Annotated in this window: 13 protein-coding genes and 4 tRNA genes; 10 read left to right on the forward strand and 7 right to left on the reverse strand. The window is 42.4% G+C overall.

All coding sequences use genetic code 11. The annotated features are described in order from the left end of the window. Positions 1-403: 403 nt before the first annotated feature. Positions 404-1,423: a ferrochelatase gene (gene hemH, locus PCRYO_RS02140; protein WP_011512783.1), complete on the forward strand. Its 1,020-nt coding sequence runs from the start codon at positions 404-406 to the stop codon at positions 1,421-1,423. Between the two features lie 86 nt (positions 1,424-1,509). Here the strand turns inward: hemH and PCRYO_RS02145 are convergent, their stop codons facing one another. The 6 genes from PCRYO_RS02145 to PCRYO_RS02170 all read right to left on the reverse strand — a co-directional run bounded on the left by PCRYO_RS02145 (position 1,510) and on the right by PCRYO_RS02170 (position 8,968). Beyond that, positions 1,510-1,866 (reverse strand): hypothetical protein, encoded by a 357-nt coding sequence (locus PCRYO_RS02145; RefSeq protein WP_011512784.1) that lies wholly within the window; start codon positions 1,864-1,866, stop codon positions 1,510-1,512. 220 nt (positions 1,867-2,086) lie between these two features. Then, a complete protein-coding gene (locus tag PCRYO_RS02150) occupies positions 2,087-2,875 on the reverse strand; it encodes an SDR family NAD(P)-dependent oxidoreductase (RefSeq protein ID WP_011512785.1) in 789 nt (262 codons plus the stop codon). Positions 2,876-2,993: 118 nt separating this feature from the next. Next, positions 2,994-3,524, reverse strand: coding sequence for a hypothetical protein (locus tag PCRYO_RS02155; RefSeq protein ID WP_011512786.1), 531 nt, complete (start codon positions 3,522-3,524; stop codon positions 2,994-2,996). A gap of 192 nt (positions 3,525-3,716) precedes the next feature. Next, on the reverse strand, positions 3,717-6,683 hold the full coding sequence (gene polA, locus PCRYO_RS02160; RefSeq protein ID WP_011512787.1) for a DNA polymerase I: 2,967 nt from the start codon (positions 6,681-6,683) through the stop codon (positions 3,717-3,719). A 239-nt stretch (positions 6,684-6,922) separates the two neighbouring features. Next, positions 6,923-7,336, reverse strand: a complete 414-nt coding sequence (locus tag PCRYO_RS02165; RefSeq protein WP_011512788.1) for an Ohr family peroxiredoxin — start codon at positions 7,334-7,336, stop codon at positions 6,923-6,925. 279 nt (positions 7,337-7,615) lie between these two features. After that, positions 7,616-8,968 (reverse strand): MBL fold metallo-hydrolase, encoded by a 1,353-nt coding sequence (locus PCRYO_RS02170; RefSeq protein ID WP_011512789.1) that lies wholly within the window; start codon positions 8,966-8,968, stop codon positions 7,616-7,618. Between the two features lie 318 nt (positions 8,969-9,286). Here PCRYO_RS02170 and PCRYO_RS02175 point away from each other — a divergent pair, with 318 nt between their 5' ends. The 9 genes from PCRYO_RS02175 (at position 9,287) to rimI (ending at position 16,515) form a co-directional block, all read left to right on the forward strand. After that, a complete protein-coding gene (locus PCRYO_RS02175; protein WP_011512790.1) occupies positions 9,287-10,882 on the forward strand; it encodes a peptide chain release factor 3 in 1,596 nt (531 codons plus the stop codon). A 189-nt stretch (positions 10,883-11,071) separates the two neighbouring features. Further along, positions 11,072-11,926 (forward strand): RsiV family protein, encoded by an 855-nt coding sequence (locus PCRYO_RS02180; protein ID WP_011512791.1) that lies wholly within the window; start codon positions 11,072-11,074, stop codon positions 11,924-11,926. 82 nt (positions 11,927-12,008) lie between these two features. Further along, entirely contained in the window at positions 12,009-13,142 is a 1,134-nt protein-coding gene (locus PCRYO_RS02185) for an FHA domain-containing protein (RefSeq protein ID WP_011512792.1), read from the forward strand. Positions 13,143-13,633: 491 nt separating this feature from the next. Then, positions 13,634-13,709, forward strand: a tRNA-Thr gene (locus PCRYO_RS02195). A gap of 67 nt (positions 13,710-13,776) precedes the next feature. Then, positions 13,777-13,860, forward strand: a tRNA-Tyr gene (locus PCRYO_RS02200). Positions 13,861-13,945: 85 nt separating this feature from the next. Then, positions 13,946-14,019: transfer RNA gene (locus PCRYO_RS02205), tRNA-Gly, on the forward strand. 117 nt (positions 14,020-14,136) lie between these two features. After that, positions 14,137-14,211 (forward strand) — tRNA-Thr (locus PCRYO_RS02210). A gap of 483 nt (positions 14,212-14,694) precedes the next feature. Further along, on the forward strand, positions 14,695-15,885 hold the full coding sequence (tuf, locus tag PCRYO_RS02215) for an elongation factor Tu (protein WP_011512793.1): 1,191 nt from the start codon (positions 14,695-14,697) through the stop codon (positions 15,883-15,885). A 162-nt stretch (positions 15,886-16,047) separates the two neighbouring features. Next, the gene (rimI, locus tag PCRYO_RS02220) at positions 16,048-16,515 is read left to right on the forward strand and encodes a ribosomal protein S18-alanine N-acetyltransferase (protein WP_011512794.1); all 468 of its coding nucleotides are present in this window, start codon (positions 16,048-16,050) and stop codon (positions 16,513-16,515) included. An 85-nt stretch (positions 16,516-16,600) separates the two neighbouring features. Here the strand turns inward: rimI and PCRYO_RS02225 are convergent, their stop codons facing one another. After that, complete coding sequence (locus tag PCRYO_RS02225) at positions 16,601-17,035, reverse strand: MerR family transcriptional regulator (RefSeq protein ID WP_011512795.1); 435 nt, start codon at positions 17,033-17,035, stop codon at positions 16,601-16,603. Between the last annotated feature and the right edge of the window lie 115 nt (positions 17,036-17,150).

Here is a 17,150-nt window from a genome sequence, read left to right on the forward strand (position 1 = left end):
GACAACAATCATCAATAAAATAAGAAGGACACTGTATCGACAACTCGTTTTGCCGATATTTTTAAATGGTTTACTAAAAGCGTTTTATCTACACTGTTTTTTTGACCATGTGCTTGCCTATTGTAGGGCGATGCGCATATGAGTACAACCTTCAAGCGCAGCCTTTCATACTTAGTTTTTATGTTATTAAGCCAATCGAAAAAAAGGCTGGGTCATTGCTACAGGTTTTAGGCGCTATCGACGTAGGCGAGTAGTGATAACTGCGTGTCAAATTGTACAAGGACACTTTTTCCATGCGTTATAAAGGGTTAAAATGCTACACTAACGGCGTGCTCATTGAATACTGTCTTAACAATCTTTTGTAGAGCTTCCTTCATCAACTTAACCATAAAACAGTGCTGCTATGAAACCTGACCTGCCTCCCCGTATTGCCGTTTTACTTGTCAACCTTGGTACGCCAGATGAACCGACCGCGCCAGCTGTCCGTCGTTATCTCAAACAGTTTTTGTCCGATCCGCGCGTGATTGAAATCCCAAAATTCTTATGGGCGATTATCCTCAATCTGTTTGTGCTGCCAAGTCGCCCGAAACGGGTAGCAGAAGCATATGCCAGTATTTGGGATGGCGATTCGCCGATGCGCAATATTCTTAACGCGCAAGTTGAGATGTTAGACAAGCGTTTGGCTGACCGTGCTGCGCCATTTCGCGTGTCTGTTCATGCCGCGATGAGCTACGGTAATCCGGGTTTGCCTGATGTCATGGATCAATTGCGTAGCGAAGGGGTTGACCATTTCGTCATGTTACCCGTGTTTCCGCAGTATTCGGCGACTTCAACAGGTGCGGTTTATGATGCGATTACTAAGTGGTCGCTGAAGCAGCGTAATTTGCCCAATATAACGATAGTCAAAGATTACTTTGCTCATCCTTTATATATTAAAGCATTAGCAGATAGCATCCGTCGTTTTCAAGCGGTACATGGCAAGCCTGAAAAGCTCATGTTTAGCTTTCACGGTATTCCGCAGCCTTATGCTGATAAAGGCGACCCGTACCCCAAACGCTGTAAATGTACGGCGGCACAAGTGGCTCATGAGCTTGGGCTAAAACCAGATGAATGGATTATCAGTTTCCAGTCACGCTTTGGTAAGCAAGAATGGATTAAGCCCTATACCGATGTGGTACTCAAAGAGTGGGGCAGCTCAGGTGTGCGCTCGGTACAAATTCTGAGTCCTGCGTTTTCGGCAGATTGCCTAGAAACCTTGGAAGAATTGGCTATCGAAAACCGCGAGACTTTCCTGCATGCTGGCGGGCAAGAATACCATTATATTCCAGCGCTCAACGCTGATGAAGCACATATAGACTTGTTAGAGGCAATGAGTGCACCATTGGTAAAAGGTTGGGCAGGGACTCTGGATGGTTGGGCATAAACGTTTTTAATATCAAATGAATATTCAAAAAAATACCGAACATCATGTTCGGTATTTTTTTATCAATAATTTTCTAAAAGTACTATTTAAAAGTCATTGTCATGGCTTAGTTTTGCCGCGTCTTTGTCAGCAATGTCGGCAATACTGGGGTAGTGGCTATCATCTAAATTCTCTTCAACCAGCAACTCATCAATACGTGATTCATCGATATTTTGATGATGGACGAGGGTAAGACCTTGGGTTGCATCACTTCCGACTTGCGAATTATTAAATCCTGCATCATCGTCAAAGTCATCATTGTCGATAACATGCAGCATAGGATTGTCTAAATCGACCTCTTGGCTACCTTGGTTATCTTGACCTTCATCGATATCATTATCAATATTTTCATCACCTTCGATGTGATTCATCTCTTCTGGTAGCGGGGTTTTTGAGTGTTCCATACTGTCTTCCTTAGTTTTTATAGTTAACAAGCCTAGTAGGGTTTAAAGGGGGTCGTATAGCTATTTTGTCCGCTTATCATCATTGCCTCTAGTAGTAAGGTGTCACAGGATGTTAAAAATATGTACGAAGGTTGCTTATTTAACCGTAAAAAAACGGCTGCCAAATCTTGGTAGCCGTTTAAATATTGTCATGTTACTTTTGAATTTTTATAGTCTAAATTTATTTAGTACCGATTTTACTATTGATAAAGCGCATTAATGAGTCAGGTGCGACTTGCGAGGCTGTATGCAGCATTTTCGCAGGAAAGCCAATAGGATAGTGAGTCCGTGACAGTTTACGATTCGGCTGAGCGCTTAATTTACACAAGGTCTTAGCCACATCGTCAACGGTTAGATTGATGCCCAAACGGTCGATACTGGTGACCTTGATGTCTTTCGTCATGTCGGATTTTACCCACAATGGCATGACATCAATCACTTTGATGCCTAGCTCAACATATTCAATGTTTAGCCCTTCGGTTAAACCGCGGACAAAGAATTTACTGGCAGAATAAGGTGCCACTTCAGATTGACCATATATCGCTGAGGCAGATGAGAGATTGATGATTTTGGCGTTTTTGCTGTCGGCTAAATGCGGCGCTAGCTTATGACAGCCGATGAGCACACCTTTACAATTGATATCAATCAATGACAATTGCTTGTCCAAGTCAGTATGGGGCAACGCGCCACTCACCAATACGCCAGCATTATTAATCAAGACATCAATACCACCAAAATTCTCCAGCATATGATCGATTGCCGTATCCCATGCTTCAGGGTCAATGACATCTAGATGACCATGGACGAGACGATTGCCTTTTAGCGCTTTTTTAAAAGTTTTATCATCAATCGCACGCTCAAGCTCAACCGTGTCAATATCAAAAAGACCGACGCTATGACCTTTTGCGAGCAATCGTTTTGCTGTCGCTAGACCGATACCGCGTGATGCACCCGTAATGAATATATTCATAATGACTCGCTTAATGATTGATGATAAATGATGCCTAAAAAAATGCGCTAATTTTTAGTATAGCAAACTCTCTATTAAAAGTTAGCGCTAAGACAAATGCTATCATGACCAGTGATTGCTACGCTTGGCATGATGAATAGCGCTTATTAAGTGGCAAGCGTCTTTCAAACATAAGCGGTTTGAAACGCCATATATAGGTCAATGCAATCGTGTAAACGCCAGTTTCTGCCATTTCTTCAACGATCTCTCCCCAACCTTGAGGAATCATAATCGCGTTTTCGCCCATATATTCTAATAACGCCAACCCCACTATCATAAGATATAAATAAACCGGCACCGATTTTAATACTGCCCAGAGATAACGCCAGGTATACGCTAATAAACCCACGATAAGCAGATAAACTATAAGAAGCACCGCATCTTCCCACCAGTCATAGGACTGATTTAACAGTGAAAAATCGCTAGCAATAAACAACTCGGGTAAATAGTTTAACTCGCGACGGATCACTGCAAAAAACGTCAATACTGATGCCAGCCAAAAATAAAGACTTTGCTTGCTTTCACTCTGCACTACATATTGCACGCAACGTAATATACAGGCTATCAGTAAGATAATGCCGGGGATTTCGATAATGCCATCTGCAGCCAAAATAAGCGCTCCTGATTTTTAGAATAAAAAAAGTGAGCGCTAAGGCTCACTTTAGACTAAAAAATAATTTGGGGAAAAATAAGATAGGTTTATTATACCGACAATGATGATACGCGACTGTTTTTTTTAGTTTACGCTGCGAGTGTCAAGTATCTTAAATAGCATTAAACCTACTTAAAATCTCCTTAAGAATCAATGCGCCTCATCCCAATTCTGACCACTATCCGTCTCAACCAATAGCGGCACTGCAAAATTGACGTTCCAGCCTTTTTCAACTGCTGTTGCTGTCAAGACATCTTGCATAGCATTAGTAATCAATTGGCTTATCTCATCGACCTTGTCAGCATCGACTTCGAACACTAGCTCATCATGTACTTGCAGTAGCATTTTTGCCTGCTCTTTAGGTAATACTTTGTCGACGGCAATCATTGCAAGCTTAATCAAGTCAGCTGCAGAACCTTGTAATGGCGCGTTAATCGCTGCCCGTTCAGCGCCTTGTTTGACCATGCGATTGCTGTGATTGATATCAGGGGTATAAAGCTTACGACCCAATATCGTCTCGATATAGCCATGCTCATAAGCGCTGGCACGAGTATTGATCATATAGTCTTTGACGCCAGGATAGCGCTCAAAATACATGTCAATGTAGTCTTGCGCCTCACTACGGCTCATCTGTAACTGTTTGGCTAGTCCAAAGGCGCTCATGCCATATAGCAGACCAAAGTTAATGGCTTTGGCATTACGGCGCTCGGTTGCTGTAACCTCTGCGACCTCTTTTCCTAGTACTTCGGCGGCAGTGGCGGCATGAATATCTAGCCCTTCATTAAAGGCATGAGTTAGATTTTTATCACCTGAGAAATGCGCCATCAAACGCAGCTCAATTTGCGAATAATCCGCCGCTAATATGACTCGACCTTCTGGCGCAATAAATGCTTGACGAATCAAGCGACCAGTAGCGGTACGAATAGGAATATTTTGTAAATTGGGATCAGTCGAAGATAAGCGCCCAGTACTGGTCAATGCTTGATGATAGCTGGTATGCACACGGTCAGTCTTGGCATCTGCTACATTATCAAGCGCATCGGTATAGGTGCTCTTAAGTTTAGAGAGTCCGCGATACTCTAGGGTGATATCGACCAAAGGATGGTCGATTTTTGATAAGACGGCTTCACCGGTAGAATATTGACCAGTTTTGGTTTTTTTGCCACCCACGACGCCAAGTTTATCGAATAACATCTCGCCAAGCTGCTTAGGAGAGCCAAGATTAAACTCTTCACCGGCGACTTCGTACGCACGTTTTTCTAGGGCAATGATTTCTTCATCAAAGCGTTTAGATAGCTCGTTTAAAAACGGACGCCTAATTAAGATACCGTTTGCTTCCATTTGGCACAGTATTTCCGCTGTTGGGATTTCTAGCTCGTGTAGCAGCTTAGCGTTATTGGTATCATCAGCAAGTTTTTTGCTAAACAAATCAAACAACTGATAAGTAATATCGGCATCTTCACACGCATAGTCGCTAGCAATATCAATCGCTACTTGATCGAAACTCACTTGCTTAGCGCCTTTACCAGCGACATCTTCAAAGCTGATGGTCTGCGTTTGCAGGTAATGCCGTGCTAAATCATCCATACCATGACGGGTAATGGCAGCATTAATCACATAGCTGGCAAGCATAGTATCCATCGCCCAATTGTTGGGCTTGTCATGAATATTGCCTAAGAGGTTTATATCATAAAGGCTAAGAATATGGGCATCATACTTTAAATGTTGACCAATTTTACCGATGTTTGGGTTTTCTAAAATAGGCTTTAAACGCGCCAAAACGGTATCGCGGTCGAGCTGTTTTGCTATTAATTCATCGCCTTCTAGCGCATGAGTCAGCGGAATATAATAAGCTTCGTGTGCTTGCACAGCAAAAGACAAGCCAACCAATTCAGCCTGACGCCAATAGACACTCGTGGTTTCGGTATCGATAACGAAATGCGGCGCAGATGCTAACAATTGAACTAAGTTGTCAAAGGCAGACTCGTCTAAAATAGTATGCCATGCTCTATCATGAATTTTGCTATCGGTAATATCACCGATGGTGCTTGATTGTAGGGATTTAGCGATTTGCGCTTGTGACTCAGCATCAGCCTGACTATGAGCAACACTTTGCGTGCCATGCCCATTACCATTGGCAGGATGATTAGGGTGATCAAGTGACGCTAACTCATTTCTAAATTCGAGCTCACTATATAGCTCACGTAGCTCATTGATGTGGGCGCAAGGATCAGTGTTTATTTTTAAATCTTGCCAGTCTTGCCCCACTTCTAAATCAGTAACAATGGTTGCCAGCTGCGCGTTCATCGGAATATCATCGGCATATTCGAGCAAGTTTTTGCCAGCACGCCCTTTGATATTGGCGACATTTTTGAGCATATTATCGATATTGCCATATTCATTGAGCAAATCTTTGGCGGTCTTTTTACCAATACCGGGTACGCCTTTGATACCGTCAGAGGAATCGCCCATCAAAGTTAAAAAATCAATCATCTGTTCAGGATTGATACCGAATTTTTCAACCACGCCAGCGCTATCAGTCATCTTGCCTGTGAAGCTATCTTCTAGTATTACGCAGTCATTAATCAGCTGCATCATATCTTTATCTCCAGTTGAGATAACCACATGATGCCCTTCGGCAACTGCACGATAGGCGAGCGTACCGATAATATCGTCCGCTTCTGCGCCTTCGATACGTAACAGTGGAATCCCAAGCGCAGTGACCAAACGATGAATATAAGGAATCTGCTCGGCAAGCTCGATATCCATTTTTGGACGATTGGCTTTGTACTCTTCTGACATAGCATGACGAAAGGTCGGTGACTTGGTATCAAAACAAACGGCCATATGGGTTGGGTGATAACGGCGCATCAGCTTTAAAAGTGCATTGAGCGTGCCACGTATTGCATTGGTGACTAGCCCTTGCGAATTCTGCATGGTTTTTGGCAGCGCATGATAGGTACGAAACAGATAGTAAGAGCCATCGACCAAGATAAAAGGTGGCTGGTTTTTGTCCACATGCGTGGTGTCCATTGTCGCCACATTGGGCATCGTTGCAAAATTCGGTAGCGTATTGGGATTAATAGGCGAGTGGGAGTTGTGATCGTTGGCAGTCATAGAGAGTCACTTATCAGGTTTTGGGTCGCAAGTATTGGTCAGTAAATATTTTGCAGTAAGTATGGAGTAAAAATATACCCTCATTATAACGATAAAAGCGCTGCGTGCCGAATAGATGATGGACGAATAGAATGCATAAACAGTTACGATGTGTATGACCTAAAATGATAATTCATAAAAAAAGAACCCAGATCAACTGAGTTCTTTTTATCATTGTAACTATTGTAGTTACTAGAAATTTATTTTACTTCTGAGGTTACTTCGCTATCGACATTACCATGGGTCGCTTTAGAATACGGGCAGACCTTATTGGCTTTCTCAACCAATTGCTGAAACTCATCCGCTGATAGCTCTGTATTTTCACCGATAACATGAATTTTAACGGCCAATTTAAAGTCTAGACCTTCGCCTTTCTTTAAATCTACTGAGACTTCAGTAGTAGAATCAAACTTTGCTTTTTCTGCCCCTTTGACGGCACCAAGTGCACCATCAAAACAAGCAGCATAACCCATAGCGAACAGTTGCTCTGGGTTATTACCGTCTTTACCAGAACCAGGTGCAACCATATTGATGGTTAAATCGCTGTCTTGTACGCTAGCTTTACCTGCACGGCCACCAGTGACAGATGCTTTGGTCGAATATAGGGTTTCCATAATGTATCCTTTTATATAAATTGTTTTCCATCATTTCTAGGTAGTATTTTTGAGTCTTGTTATAGCTAGTTATAAAATAGCCCATCTAGCATACCAGAGGACAAGGCAAGCTTTATATAGCGGCAGTAAAAGTATGATATGAATTTGTAAGTTAGTTTTCTCAGTAAAATCAGATTATAACTAGCTCTCTATAAGTAGTCGTTGCAATAAAGTGAAGGCGATAAGACTGATTTAGTCAAAACAAATCGTTGCTCATAAAAACAGCTTGTATCTATAGATTTATTTATGAGCTGCTTGCCATGCGCCCATCGAACCAAGATAAATATCGATGTTTTCAAAACCTTGGCTTGCAAGCCATCCTGCGGCTATTGTGGCCCGTGCTCCGCTAGCACACATCAAGGTGTAATGATGTCTCTTATCAAGTTCACGCCAACATTTGTTAAGATGTCCAACGTAAATGTGTTGTGACCCCTCGATTGCGACAGTATCTCGTTCGTCGGCATCACGGACATCGAGTAGGGTCCAGCCCTCAGTGTCATTCTTTAGACGAGCTTCAACCTCGCTAGTATCAATCATAGGGGTTTGCTGCATTTTTTCACCTTTCGCAGCAGCGGAAACCACGCCGATATAGCCACCTAATACGTTATCAAGGGCAATCCGAACCAGATGCTCCATAGCCGTGGCGAGTTGTGCCTCATCAGAGGCAATTAATGCCAAGCTTTCGCCTTCATGGATGTACCACCCGGCAAAGGCGGAAATCATGCTCACGGGTAGGCTCATCGCTCCAGGTAAATGACCGGAAGCATAAGCCATCGGCTCACGAATATCAATCAGATGATCGGCACCGCAGCTTTTCAACTGCTGTAGCGAAAAGCTGCGCGGTCGAATAACAGACGGAGGTGCAGTACCGCCCTCCATGTTCAAGCGCTCCATTAGTCTGAAATAAGGCGGCTGATAATGGTTTTCGCTGACCTTAAAGCGGATAAAGGCGTCGCGATCTGTGAATTGTAAACGTGGGTTATTCAATCTTTCATGACCGACGCTAGAGAATTCACGCTTTGCCATACCTGATCCGCAGACAGAGCCCGCGCCGTGTGCAGGATGTATAATGGCCTGATCACCTAGTGCTAAGATTTTTTGTAGCGAATCATAGAGTAGACCTGCGACTTCCTCAGCTCTATCAGGATAGAAGTCAGTACGGCCGACGTCACCGACGAATAGGGCATCTCCGGTGAAGACCGCCACAGCTTTATCGGGGTAAGCTGTGTCAAATAGAGCATAGGCAAGATGGTCATCAGTATGACCGGGCGTTTCTAAAACGCGTATTTCAAGCTGACCGATGGTAAAACAATCACCATCGCGCACCGTTTGAGCATAGACGATAGGCTGTTCTGGGTTCGGACCGTGAAGAATACTGGCGCCGGTCATTTCTGCTAGAATCGGAGCACCGGAAACAAGGTCTTCGTTGCGATGAGTTTCGAAAATATGTGTGATTTCTAACCCTTGTGCCCGTGCCTTTTCTACATAAATCGCGCAGTCACGGCGAGGATCTATCACTGCAGCTTGACCACCTGACCCCACCAGATAAGATAGATGGGCAAGCCCAGGTGTCTTAATCTTTTCAAGCAACATAACTGTCTCCTTCTAATAATTTTACAATGACTAACATATGATTGTTTTTATCTCTTTTAATAAAAATCTTTGAATAATCAATGTTGTATGATGATGTTTTGATTGTCAAACAGGTTTCTTATACAATTAAATGAGTGTTTTGTAAAAATCATGGATCTAGATAAGTGGTGTAAATAAGGCTGTTGCAAGCTAAGGGATGAATAGTATCTTAACCATAAATCCGCTACAATACGCGCACCAAAATCCATCACATTTACTGTTAGACCTTTTCTAAATTCTTGTTTTTTTCTTCCAAAATTTAACGATAAGTTATTCATTATGAGCGTAGATCCAAAGAAATTAAATAAAGAAGTGGCCAAGCGCCGCACTTTTGCCATCATCTCGCATCCTGATGCTGGTAAGACGACGATGACCGAAAAGCTGCTGCTATGGGGTAAAGCGATTCAAGTAGTGGGCGAGGTCAAAGGTCGTAAAACCGACCGCCATGCGACATCTGATTGGATGAGTATGGAGCAGGAGCGTGGTATTTCTATTACCACTTCGGTCATGCAGTTCCCTTATAAAGAACATATGGTCAACCTGCTAGATACACCGGGTCACGCTGACTTTAGTGAAGATACCTATCGTACTCTGACCGCTGTAGACAGTGCGCTGATGATGGTCGATGGCGCAAAAGGTGTCGAAGAACGTACCATCAAATTGATGGAAGTTTGCCGGATGCGTGATACACCCATCATCTCATTCGTCAATAAACTTGACCGCCAGATTCGTGAGCCGCTTGAGCTATTGAGTGAAATCGAAGCGGTATTAAAGATTAAATGTATTCCTGTCACTTGGCCTATCGGTATGGGACAGGATTTTGTTGGTGTCTATCATTTAACCGAAAACAAAACCTATTTTTATGAGAAAGGTCATGGCGGTGATATGACGGTCGCTGAGACGCGCGAAGGCTATGATTATCCTGATATCCGTGAGCGCTTGGGCGCTTTGATGTTCGCCTCATTTGAAGAGTCATTAGAATTGGTACAAATGGCGCTAGAAGATTTCGATGTTGACGAGTTTTTAGCCGGTGAGATGACACCCGTATTGTTCGGTACAGCGCTAGGTAACTTTGGCGTCAATATGGTACTTGATACTTTAATCAAATATGCGCCGCCACCAAAAGCGCATCCGACCAATGAACGTGAAGTAGCGGCGACTGAGACAACGTTTAGTGGTTTTGTCTTTAAGATTCAGGCAAACATGGATCCGCGTCATCGTGATCGCATTGCATTTTTACGTGTCTGCTCAGGTAAGTACGAAAAAGGTATGAAATTAAAGCATGTACGCTTGGGTAAAGACGTACGTATTGCTGATGCTTTGACCTTTTTAGCAGGTGACCGCGAAGCGTTAGAAGAAGCCTATCCGGGTGATATTATTGGTTTACACAATCATGGCACCATCTCTATCGGCGATAGTTTCACTGAAGGCGAAGAGCTCAACTTTACCGGTATCCCGCATTTCGCCCCTGAGCTATTCCGTCGTGTCATTCTAAAAGATCCGCTCAAATCAAAAGCGCTGCAAAAAGGTCTACAGCAGTTGAGTGAAGAGGGCGCAACGCAGGTCTTTATGCCGCAGATTAATAATGATTTAATCTTGGGTGCGGTCGGTGTACTACAGTTCGAAGTGGTCGCCCATCGTCTCAAAGAAGAGTACAAAGTACAGTGTATCTTTGAGCCGGTATCGATTGCGACCGTTCGCTGGATTCATTGCGATGACGAAGTGGCGTTAGCCAAGTTTAAGCGCAAAGCCCATGACCAACTATCGCTAGATGGCGGTGGTCATCTGACTTATCTTGCGCCATCACGGGTGAACTTGCAGCTGATGCAAGATCGCTATCCAGAAGTGACGTTTAGCAATACGCGTGAGCACTAAAATCCATTATGCCACTTTGCTTAATCTTAAAAGACACGTTATCGTGTCTTTTTTATTAGCTTATCAAACAGCGTATTATTGATTTTAATCCCTATGGTTCTAGAAAAAACACGAACAGTGTTCCTACAATATAGGACAAAGGTTACGGTAGAATATCAGTAAATCTTATAGATATATTAAAGAGGCTATATGAAAACTGCTAATCAACGTCCTATTATTGAGTCACAATCAGTCCAGCAATCTTCTACGGATGCGGGTAGGCTGCGTTTATTGTCAATAGTAAGTAGTGGGTTGCTGTTTGGCACGTTAAGCTTCTCAGCATATGCCGGTAGCCTTTTTAGTAGCACAGAGTATCTCGATTATCAGTTACCCAAAAAACTACAAGAAACCTGCACGGCGCGTGATAACTGTCCGGAGATTGAAGTTAAATATCTTAAAACCAATCACAAATGGATAAACGATATCACCAATCAGCGTATCAATACGCTGGTTGTAAATAGTAAACCCTCTGAATCTGCGCCTATCACTACCAAAGCCACTCCAGCTGCTGTCAAAAACGCGCTTGATGGTTTTGCTGCCTCGCAATTGAATGAGCTACCGAGTGACAGTGCGTTTGCTTACAGCCTAACGGTGACACCTGAATATGTGGGTCATATTAATGATTTTGAGACGTTCGAGATAAGCTCATATGTCTTTACTGGCGGCGCACATGGAATGCCGTATAGCGAATATCTAGTGTTTGACCAGAAGACGAAAAAACAAATTAAACTGGCTGATATGCTGCAAAGCGGTAAAAAGCCACAGTTTAATGCGCTTGTCTATAATGCTTATAAAGACTGGGTGAAAACGGTCGATAAAGATGTGAAAAACTACGAAAAAAATTGGCCATTTACCTTAAGTGATAACGTCACATTGACGGATAAAGGGATTGATATTCGTTATCAGCATTATGCTATCGCTCCCTATGCCTATGGTATGCCAGTGCTTAGCATTCCTTATAATAAGCTTAGCGGTATCATACAACCGCGCTTTATCCCTAAATAATATAGCTATAAACGTCAGATACAATAGGATGGATCAGCTAATGACCATCATGAATATTTAATAATAAATAAGGAGTCATCGCATGACAAACGATATCGATAATATGAATGCCGCAACGACCAATACATGGCAGTTGAATGCCTTGACAGAGGCACTTGGCGATCTGACATTAACGGTCACTGACAGCCTCTCTGTGGGCCGTGGTAGTGATAATGATCTGGTACTAGGTAGCAAGCAAATTTCACGCAATCATGCACAACTGAGTGTCTTAAACGGTCAGCTATACGTAAAAGATCTAGAGTCGTCAAATGGCACTTTTATTAATGATGAGCGTATCGCTGCCAATGAATCGAAGCAGTTATCAGCAGAGGATACGCTTGGGTTTGCAAGCTTTATTTTTCAGGTAAGTAAGCCAGTGGCTGCTACTGTTATTCATGAGCAAGCAGTTGCAGATAAACCAACGTTAATGTTGAGTCCTGATACTGAGATAGCACCTATCGTTGAAGCAGAGCCAGTCGTCAAAGAAACGATAATCGAAGAGATATTACCTGTCGAAAATTCTTTAGAAGCAATGCCTATTGCTGCTGTGCAAGCAGAACAGATTGTTAGCGCTGCTCAAACAGATGAGCCAGTGATTAAAGAAACAGGCATCACTGATATCTTAGCCGCCGCAGATAAAGCCGAACCTGTATTGAGCGAAGTAGAATATAGTCCTACTGAAACCTCAAGTGTCCCTATTGTGGCTGCTGAGCCCGAAGTAATAGAGTCTATCTCAACCGAAACTACATCAACGCCTTCTGCTCATCAAGAATCACTTTTAGAGCAGCCCGTCTTAGCTGATGAGCCTTTGCTACATAAAGACGCTGTATCCGAAACCCTTTCAGAAACGTCTCCTGTAAGTGAGGCGCCAGTCATTGAAGCAGCTATTGAGCCAGAGCATGACAAAACCACTAAGACGGCCTTGCAAGAAGAAGCAGATCCAGATGTACTGCGTGCTAAACAGGCAGCCACTTCACAGTTTTCGGGCACAGCCAATCTAGGTCAATCTCGCGATTTGGGTACTACAGGCAATAATGCGATGGATCAAGCACTGGATAACCCTGCCACTACTGGAGCAGTTGAAAAGAAACCGAGTGGTAGTTGGTTTATATGGGTGTTTGTCGCGATTATTATTATTGGCTTAGCACTATGGTTGTTTAATACAGGAATGGTATAGCCAATTTTTAACAAGAGAGCTATCTTTGTTTATTTAAATAATAAATTGGCCAACTGGTAAAAGTTGTAGTTGATTGGCTTTAAGATATTTTTGCTTTAAGAGATTAGTACTATGTTAGGATAAATTTTGCATCGCTTTAAATAGTAATTTTATAGCGAACAAGTTTTATCTTAGCATCGTAGGAATCACAAGTTTTAACGGTATCTTTTCAAAATTCTGCCGCTGATAAGTATTAGCGCTTGGCAGGTTTACATAATTATTGAATATTTCTAGCAATGAATAACCAATCTAAAGAAGTTAAGTGTCTAGGTTTTTTGGCTAAAAGATAGACCGTTGAAATAAGAGTAGTAAAAGTAGCTATTTCCAAAAAATAAAAACCCTTTTATAATCAGTTGTTTGAGATTTTTTATTAAAATAAAGTCAAAAATACTAAAAAAGGGCTTGCGCATCTCAAAATATTTGATAGAATAGCCACCACTTTGAGAGAACAAGCCGACTTAGCTCAGTTGGTAGAGCAACTGACTTGTAATCAGTAGGTCGCCAGTTCGATCCCGGCAGTCGGCACCATCTCTCTCAAAGTAGCTTTTTATGAATATGTCTTAAACTAAAGCCATTTTTGTTTAAAGCAACCTAAGGTGGGATTGGGGAGCGGTCAAACCCAACAGACTGTAAATCTGTCGCGAAAGCTTCGAAGGTTCGAATCCTTCTCCCACCACCATATTTTTCTAAGTTCGTCTTAGCGCCAAGCATACTCTATATCAATCCATGATTCTTTATCAGAGTCAACCCAGATAAGAGTAAATGCGGGTGTGGTATAATGGTAACACCTTAGCCTTCCAAGCTAATGACGCGGGTTCGATTCCCGCCACCCGCTCCATATATGTACCATTGCACAAATCATCAATACTCATCACGACAGTCAGTTAATATTGCTGTATCGTGATATTTTTTTTAGTGCAACTTAGTGGTTGGCTACTGTAGTTGTTAAAAGCACGCTCATATAGCTCAGCGGTAGAGCACTCCCTTGGTAAGGGAGAGGTCTTGAGTTCAATTCTCAATATGAGCTCCATTTATTGTTCCATTATTTATATTCGCTTTGCTAGTGCTTGTCCATAGCTCAGTATTGGTATCAAAATTATAAAATATCGAAAATTATACATACAGTGTGGCAGAGAATAATTCAAAGGTGACACTGAGGTGTTGCCTTTTTGCGCTGTCAGTTTATTAGTAGGTGTTATCTTTATCTAATAAATGAGCTGTATAAAGAATTAAATGAATAAGAGTTAGATAAAGTAGTGCAATAGCAGTACTGTATATTAACTTGTCATGTTCAACAGATTGAAAAGCACGTATAATGCCCCTATTTATACGCTTAACAGCTAAAATATCGAACACAAAGATAGTATAGCGTTAGAGCTAGTATTTTAATAAATATTGGTTTAATAGAAAAAACACAGTGTCAACGGTTTGATGGTCATACATCATAAGCCGTCAAACAGTTATTTACCGATCTTTGATTGATAAATATTCACCAAAAAAAGAGGAAATACCCATGGCAAAGGCCAAGTTTGAACGTCTAAAACCACATGTTAACGTCGGTACCATCGGACACGTTGACCACGGTAAAACCACCCTTACCGCTGCAATCGCAACCGTAGCTGCAATCACCTCTGGTGGCGAAGCCAAAGACTACGCGTCTATTGACTCAGCACCAGAAGAAAAAGCACGTGGCATCACCATCAACACCTCACACGTAGAATATGACACCCCATCACGTCATTACGCTCACGTTGATTGCCCAGGTCACGCCGATTATGTTAAAAACATGATCACCGGTGCAGCCCAGATGGACGGCGCAATCCTAGTAGTATCAGCAACTGACGGCCCTATGCCACAAACCCGTGAGCACATCCTGCTTTCACGTCAGGTTGGCGTACCGTACATCGTCGTATTCATGAACAAGTGCGACGTTGTTGATGACGAAGAATTGCTTGAACTCGTAGAAATGGAAGTTCGTGAATTATTAAGCGACTATGACTTCCCAGGTGATGACACCCCAATCATCCATGGTTCTGCCACTGAAGCCCTAAAAGGCTCACAAGAAAAATATGGTCAACCAGCCGTTGTAGAACTATTAAACGTTCTTGACACCTACATCCCAGAGCCAGAGCGTGACATCGACAAAGCATTCCTAATGCCAATCGAAGACGTATTCTCAATCTCAGGTCGTGGTACTGTTGTAACTGGCCGTGTTGAATCTGGTATCGTACGCGTTGGCGACGAAATCGAAATCGTTGGTATCCGTGACACTCAAAAAACCACCTGTACTGGTGTAGAGATGTTCCGTAAACTGCTTGACGAAGGTCGTGCAGGCGAAAACTGTGGCGTACTACTACGTGGTACTAAGCGTGAAGACGTACAACGTGGCCAAGTACTAGCTAAGCCAGGTTCAATCACTCCTCACACCAAGTTTGACGCTGAAGTATATGTATTGTCAAAAGAAGAGGGTGGTCGTCACACACCATTCCTAAACGGCTATCGTCCACAGTTCTATTTCCGTACCACTGACGTAACTGGCGCAATCCAATTACAAGACGGTACTGAAATGGTTATGCCTGGTGATAACGTTGAGATGGGCGTAGAGCTTATCCACCCAATCGCTATGGACAAAGGTCTTCGCTTTGCTATTCGTGAAGGTGGCCGTACGGTAGGCGCTGGTGTTGTTGCTAACGTATTGAACTAATACTTAACGCTGTCAGAGTAATCTGATCTTCGTTAATAATTAGTCAAAAGCCATCCTCGAAAGAGGGTGGCTTTTTTTGGGTATGGTTTGCTAATAGAATGACAGTGTCGACAATCAACGATAATATGATTGATATTAAAGCCAACAAATAAAGGGGCGCTGATGTTCGATATAAAAATACTAGAAGATAAGCAAGTAACAACGATCCAAGCAGTTGCTACTATCGAAGCTATGATTCAGCGACAAGACCCTTGGACATCTCAAACAATAGGCGACCTGCTCGAACAGGATAGTATCAGTCTGATGGTTGTTACTGATAATTCTGCAAACGAATTGATTGGCTACTGTTTATACCAATTATTGTTTGAGCAAGCAGAGATTTTACGCATTGGCACTCATCCTGATTATCAGCGTCAAGGGATTGCCTCACGAGTTTTTATTAGACTAGATGAGACGTTAAAGGCCAATCAAGTAGAGAGTCTTCTATTAGAAGTGAGAGCAGATAATACTGCTGCGATCGCGTTATATGAGCAGCAAGGATTTACTGTGATTCATACACGTAAAAGCTACTATCAAGCAGCGCATCAACCGGCAGTCGACGCGCTAATCATGCAGCGTATTTATAATTAATCTTAAAAAATATTAGCAGCTTTTATTATTTGAGATTTAAAACAATAACAAATATAAAATGCAGTATGGTATCGAGGTTTCCTTATCAGGATAAAGGCAGTGTCTTTTTACACACATCAATGTCGAGTTTATAATCACTATCAGCCTTCATATGCTCAAGAATATCAATGCGTTCGGTCAACATCTCTATCATCAAACTGATGGTCGTTTGTTGTTTTCTGATTTGAATCAGTTTTTGCTGGGTAATGTTCAGCTGTAAGTCAATATCAAGCTGCCCATCGTAATAATCATTGAGGCTGTCTTTGATTTCAGTCAGGGTAAAGCCAATTGCTTGTGCGCTTTTAATTAATTCGATACGTTCAACACATTCTGGATGAAACTCAGTATATAGCCGCGAACCTGCCTGACGCTTACGAGACTTCAGCAGCCCCAATTGATCATAGTGACGAATCGTATCTTTAGTGGTGTTGGCTTTGGTTGCCAGCTTACCTATTAATAAAAAAGAGGTATCAGGTGCCATAATGTACTCATGATCGTGATAGGTAAGTTACTGATTTATGAAAACATTGCTGATTAAACGTAATAGTAATAATCATACGTACTCAATCGAGTCGCGCTATTTCATGTATCGATTA

Source organism: Psychrobacter cryohalolentis K5 (assembly GCF_000013905.1).
GTDB classification, from domain to species: domain Bacteria; phylum Pseudomonadota; class Gammaproteobacteria; order Pseudomonadales; family Moraxellaceae; genus Psychrobacter; species Psychrobacter cryohalolentis.

Bases quoted from the DNA above. Each gene is read 5' to 3' on its own strand.
- hemH (WP_011512783.1), top strand. From the start codon at position 404: ATGAAACCTGACCTGCCTCCCCGTATTGCCGTTTTACTTGTCAACCTT.
- PCRYO_RS02145 (WP_011512784.1), bottom strand. From the start codon at position 1,866: ATGGAACACTCAAAAACCCCGCTACCAGAAGAGATGAATCACATCGAA.
- PCRYO_RS02150 (WP_011512785.1), bottom strand. From the start codon at position 2,875: ATGAATATATTCATTACGGGTGCATCACGCGGTATCGGTCTAGCGACA.
- polA (WP_011512787.1), bottom strand. From the start codon at position 6,683: ATGACTGCCAACGATCACAACTCCCACTCGCCTATTAATCCCAATACG.
- PCRYO_RS02165 (WP_011512788.1), bottom strand. From the start codon at position 7,336: ATGGAAACCCTATATTCGACCAAAGCATCTGTCACTGGTGGCCGTGCA.
- PCRYO_RS02170 (WP_011512789.1), bottom strand. From the start codon at position 8,968: ATGTTGCTTGAAAAGATTAAGACACCTGGGCTTGCCCATCTATCTTAT.
- PCRYO_RS02175 (WP_011512790.1), top strand. From the start codon at position 9,287: ATGAGCGTAGATCCAAAGAAATTAAATAAAGAAGTGGCCAAGCGCCGC.
- PCRYO_RS02180 (WP_011512791.1), top strand. From the start codon at position 11,072: ATGAAAACTGCTAATCAACGTCCTATTATTGAGTCACAATCAGTCCAG.
- PCRYO_RS02185 (WP_011512792.1), top strand. From the start codon at position 12,009: ATGACAAACGATATCGATAATATGAATGCCGCAACGACCAATACATGG.
- tuf (WP_011512793.1), top strand. From the start codon at position 14,695: ATGGCAAAGGCCAAGTTTGAACGTCTAAAACCACATGTTAACGTCGGT.
- rimI (WP_011512794.1), top strand. From the start codon at position 16,048: ATGTTCGATATAAAAATACTAGAAGATAAGCAAGTAACAACGATCCAA.
- PCRYO_RS02225 (WP_011512795.1), bottom strand. From the start codon at position 17,035: ATGGCACCTGATACCTCTTTTTTATTAATAGGTAAGCTGGCAACCAAA.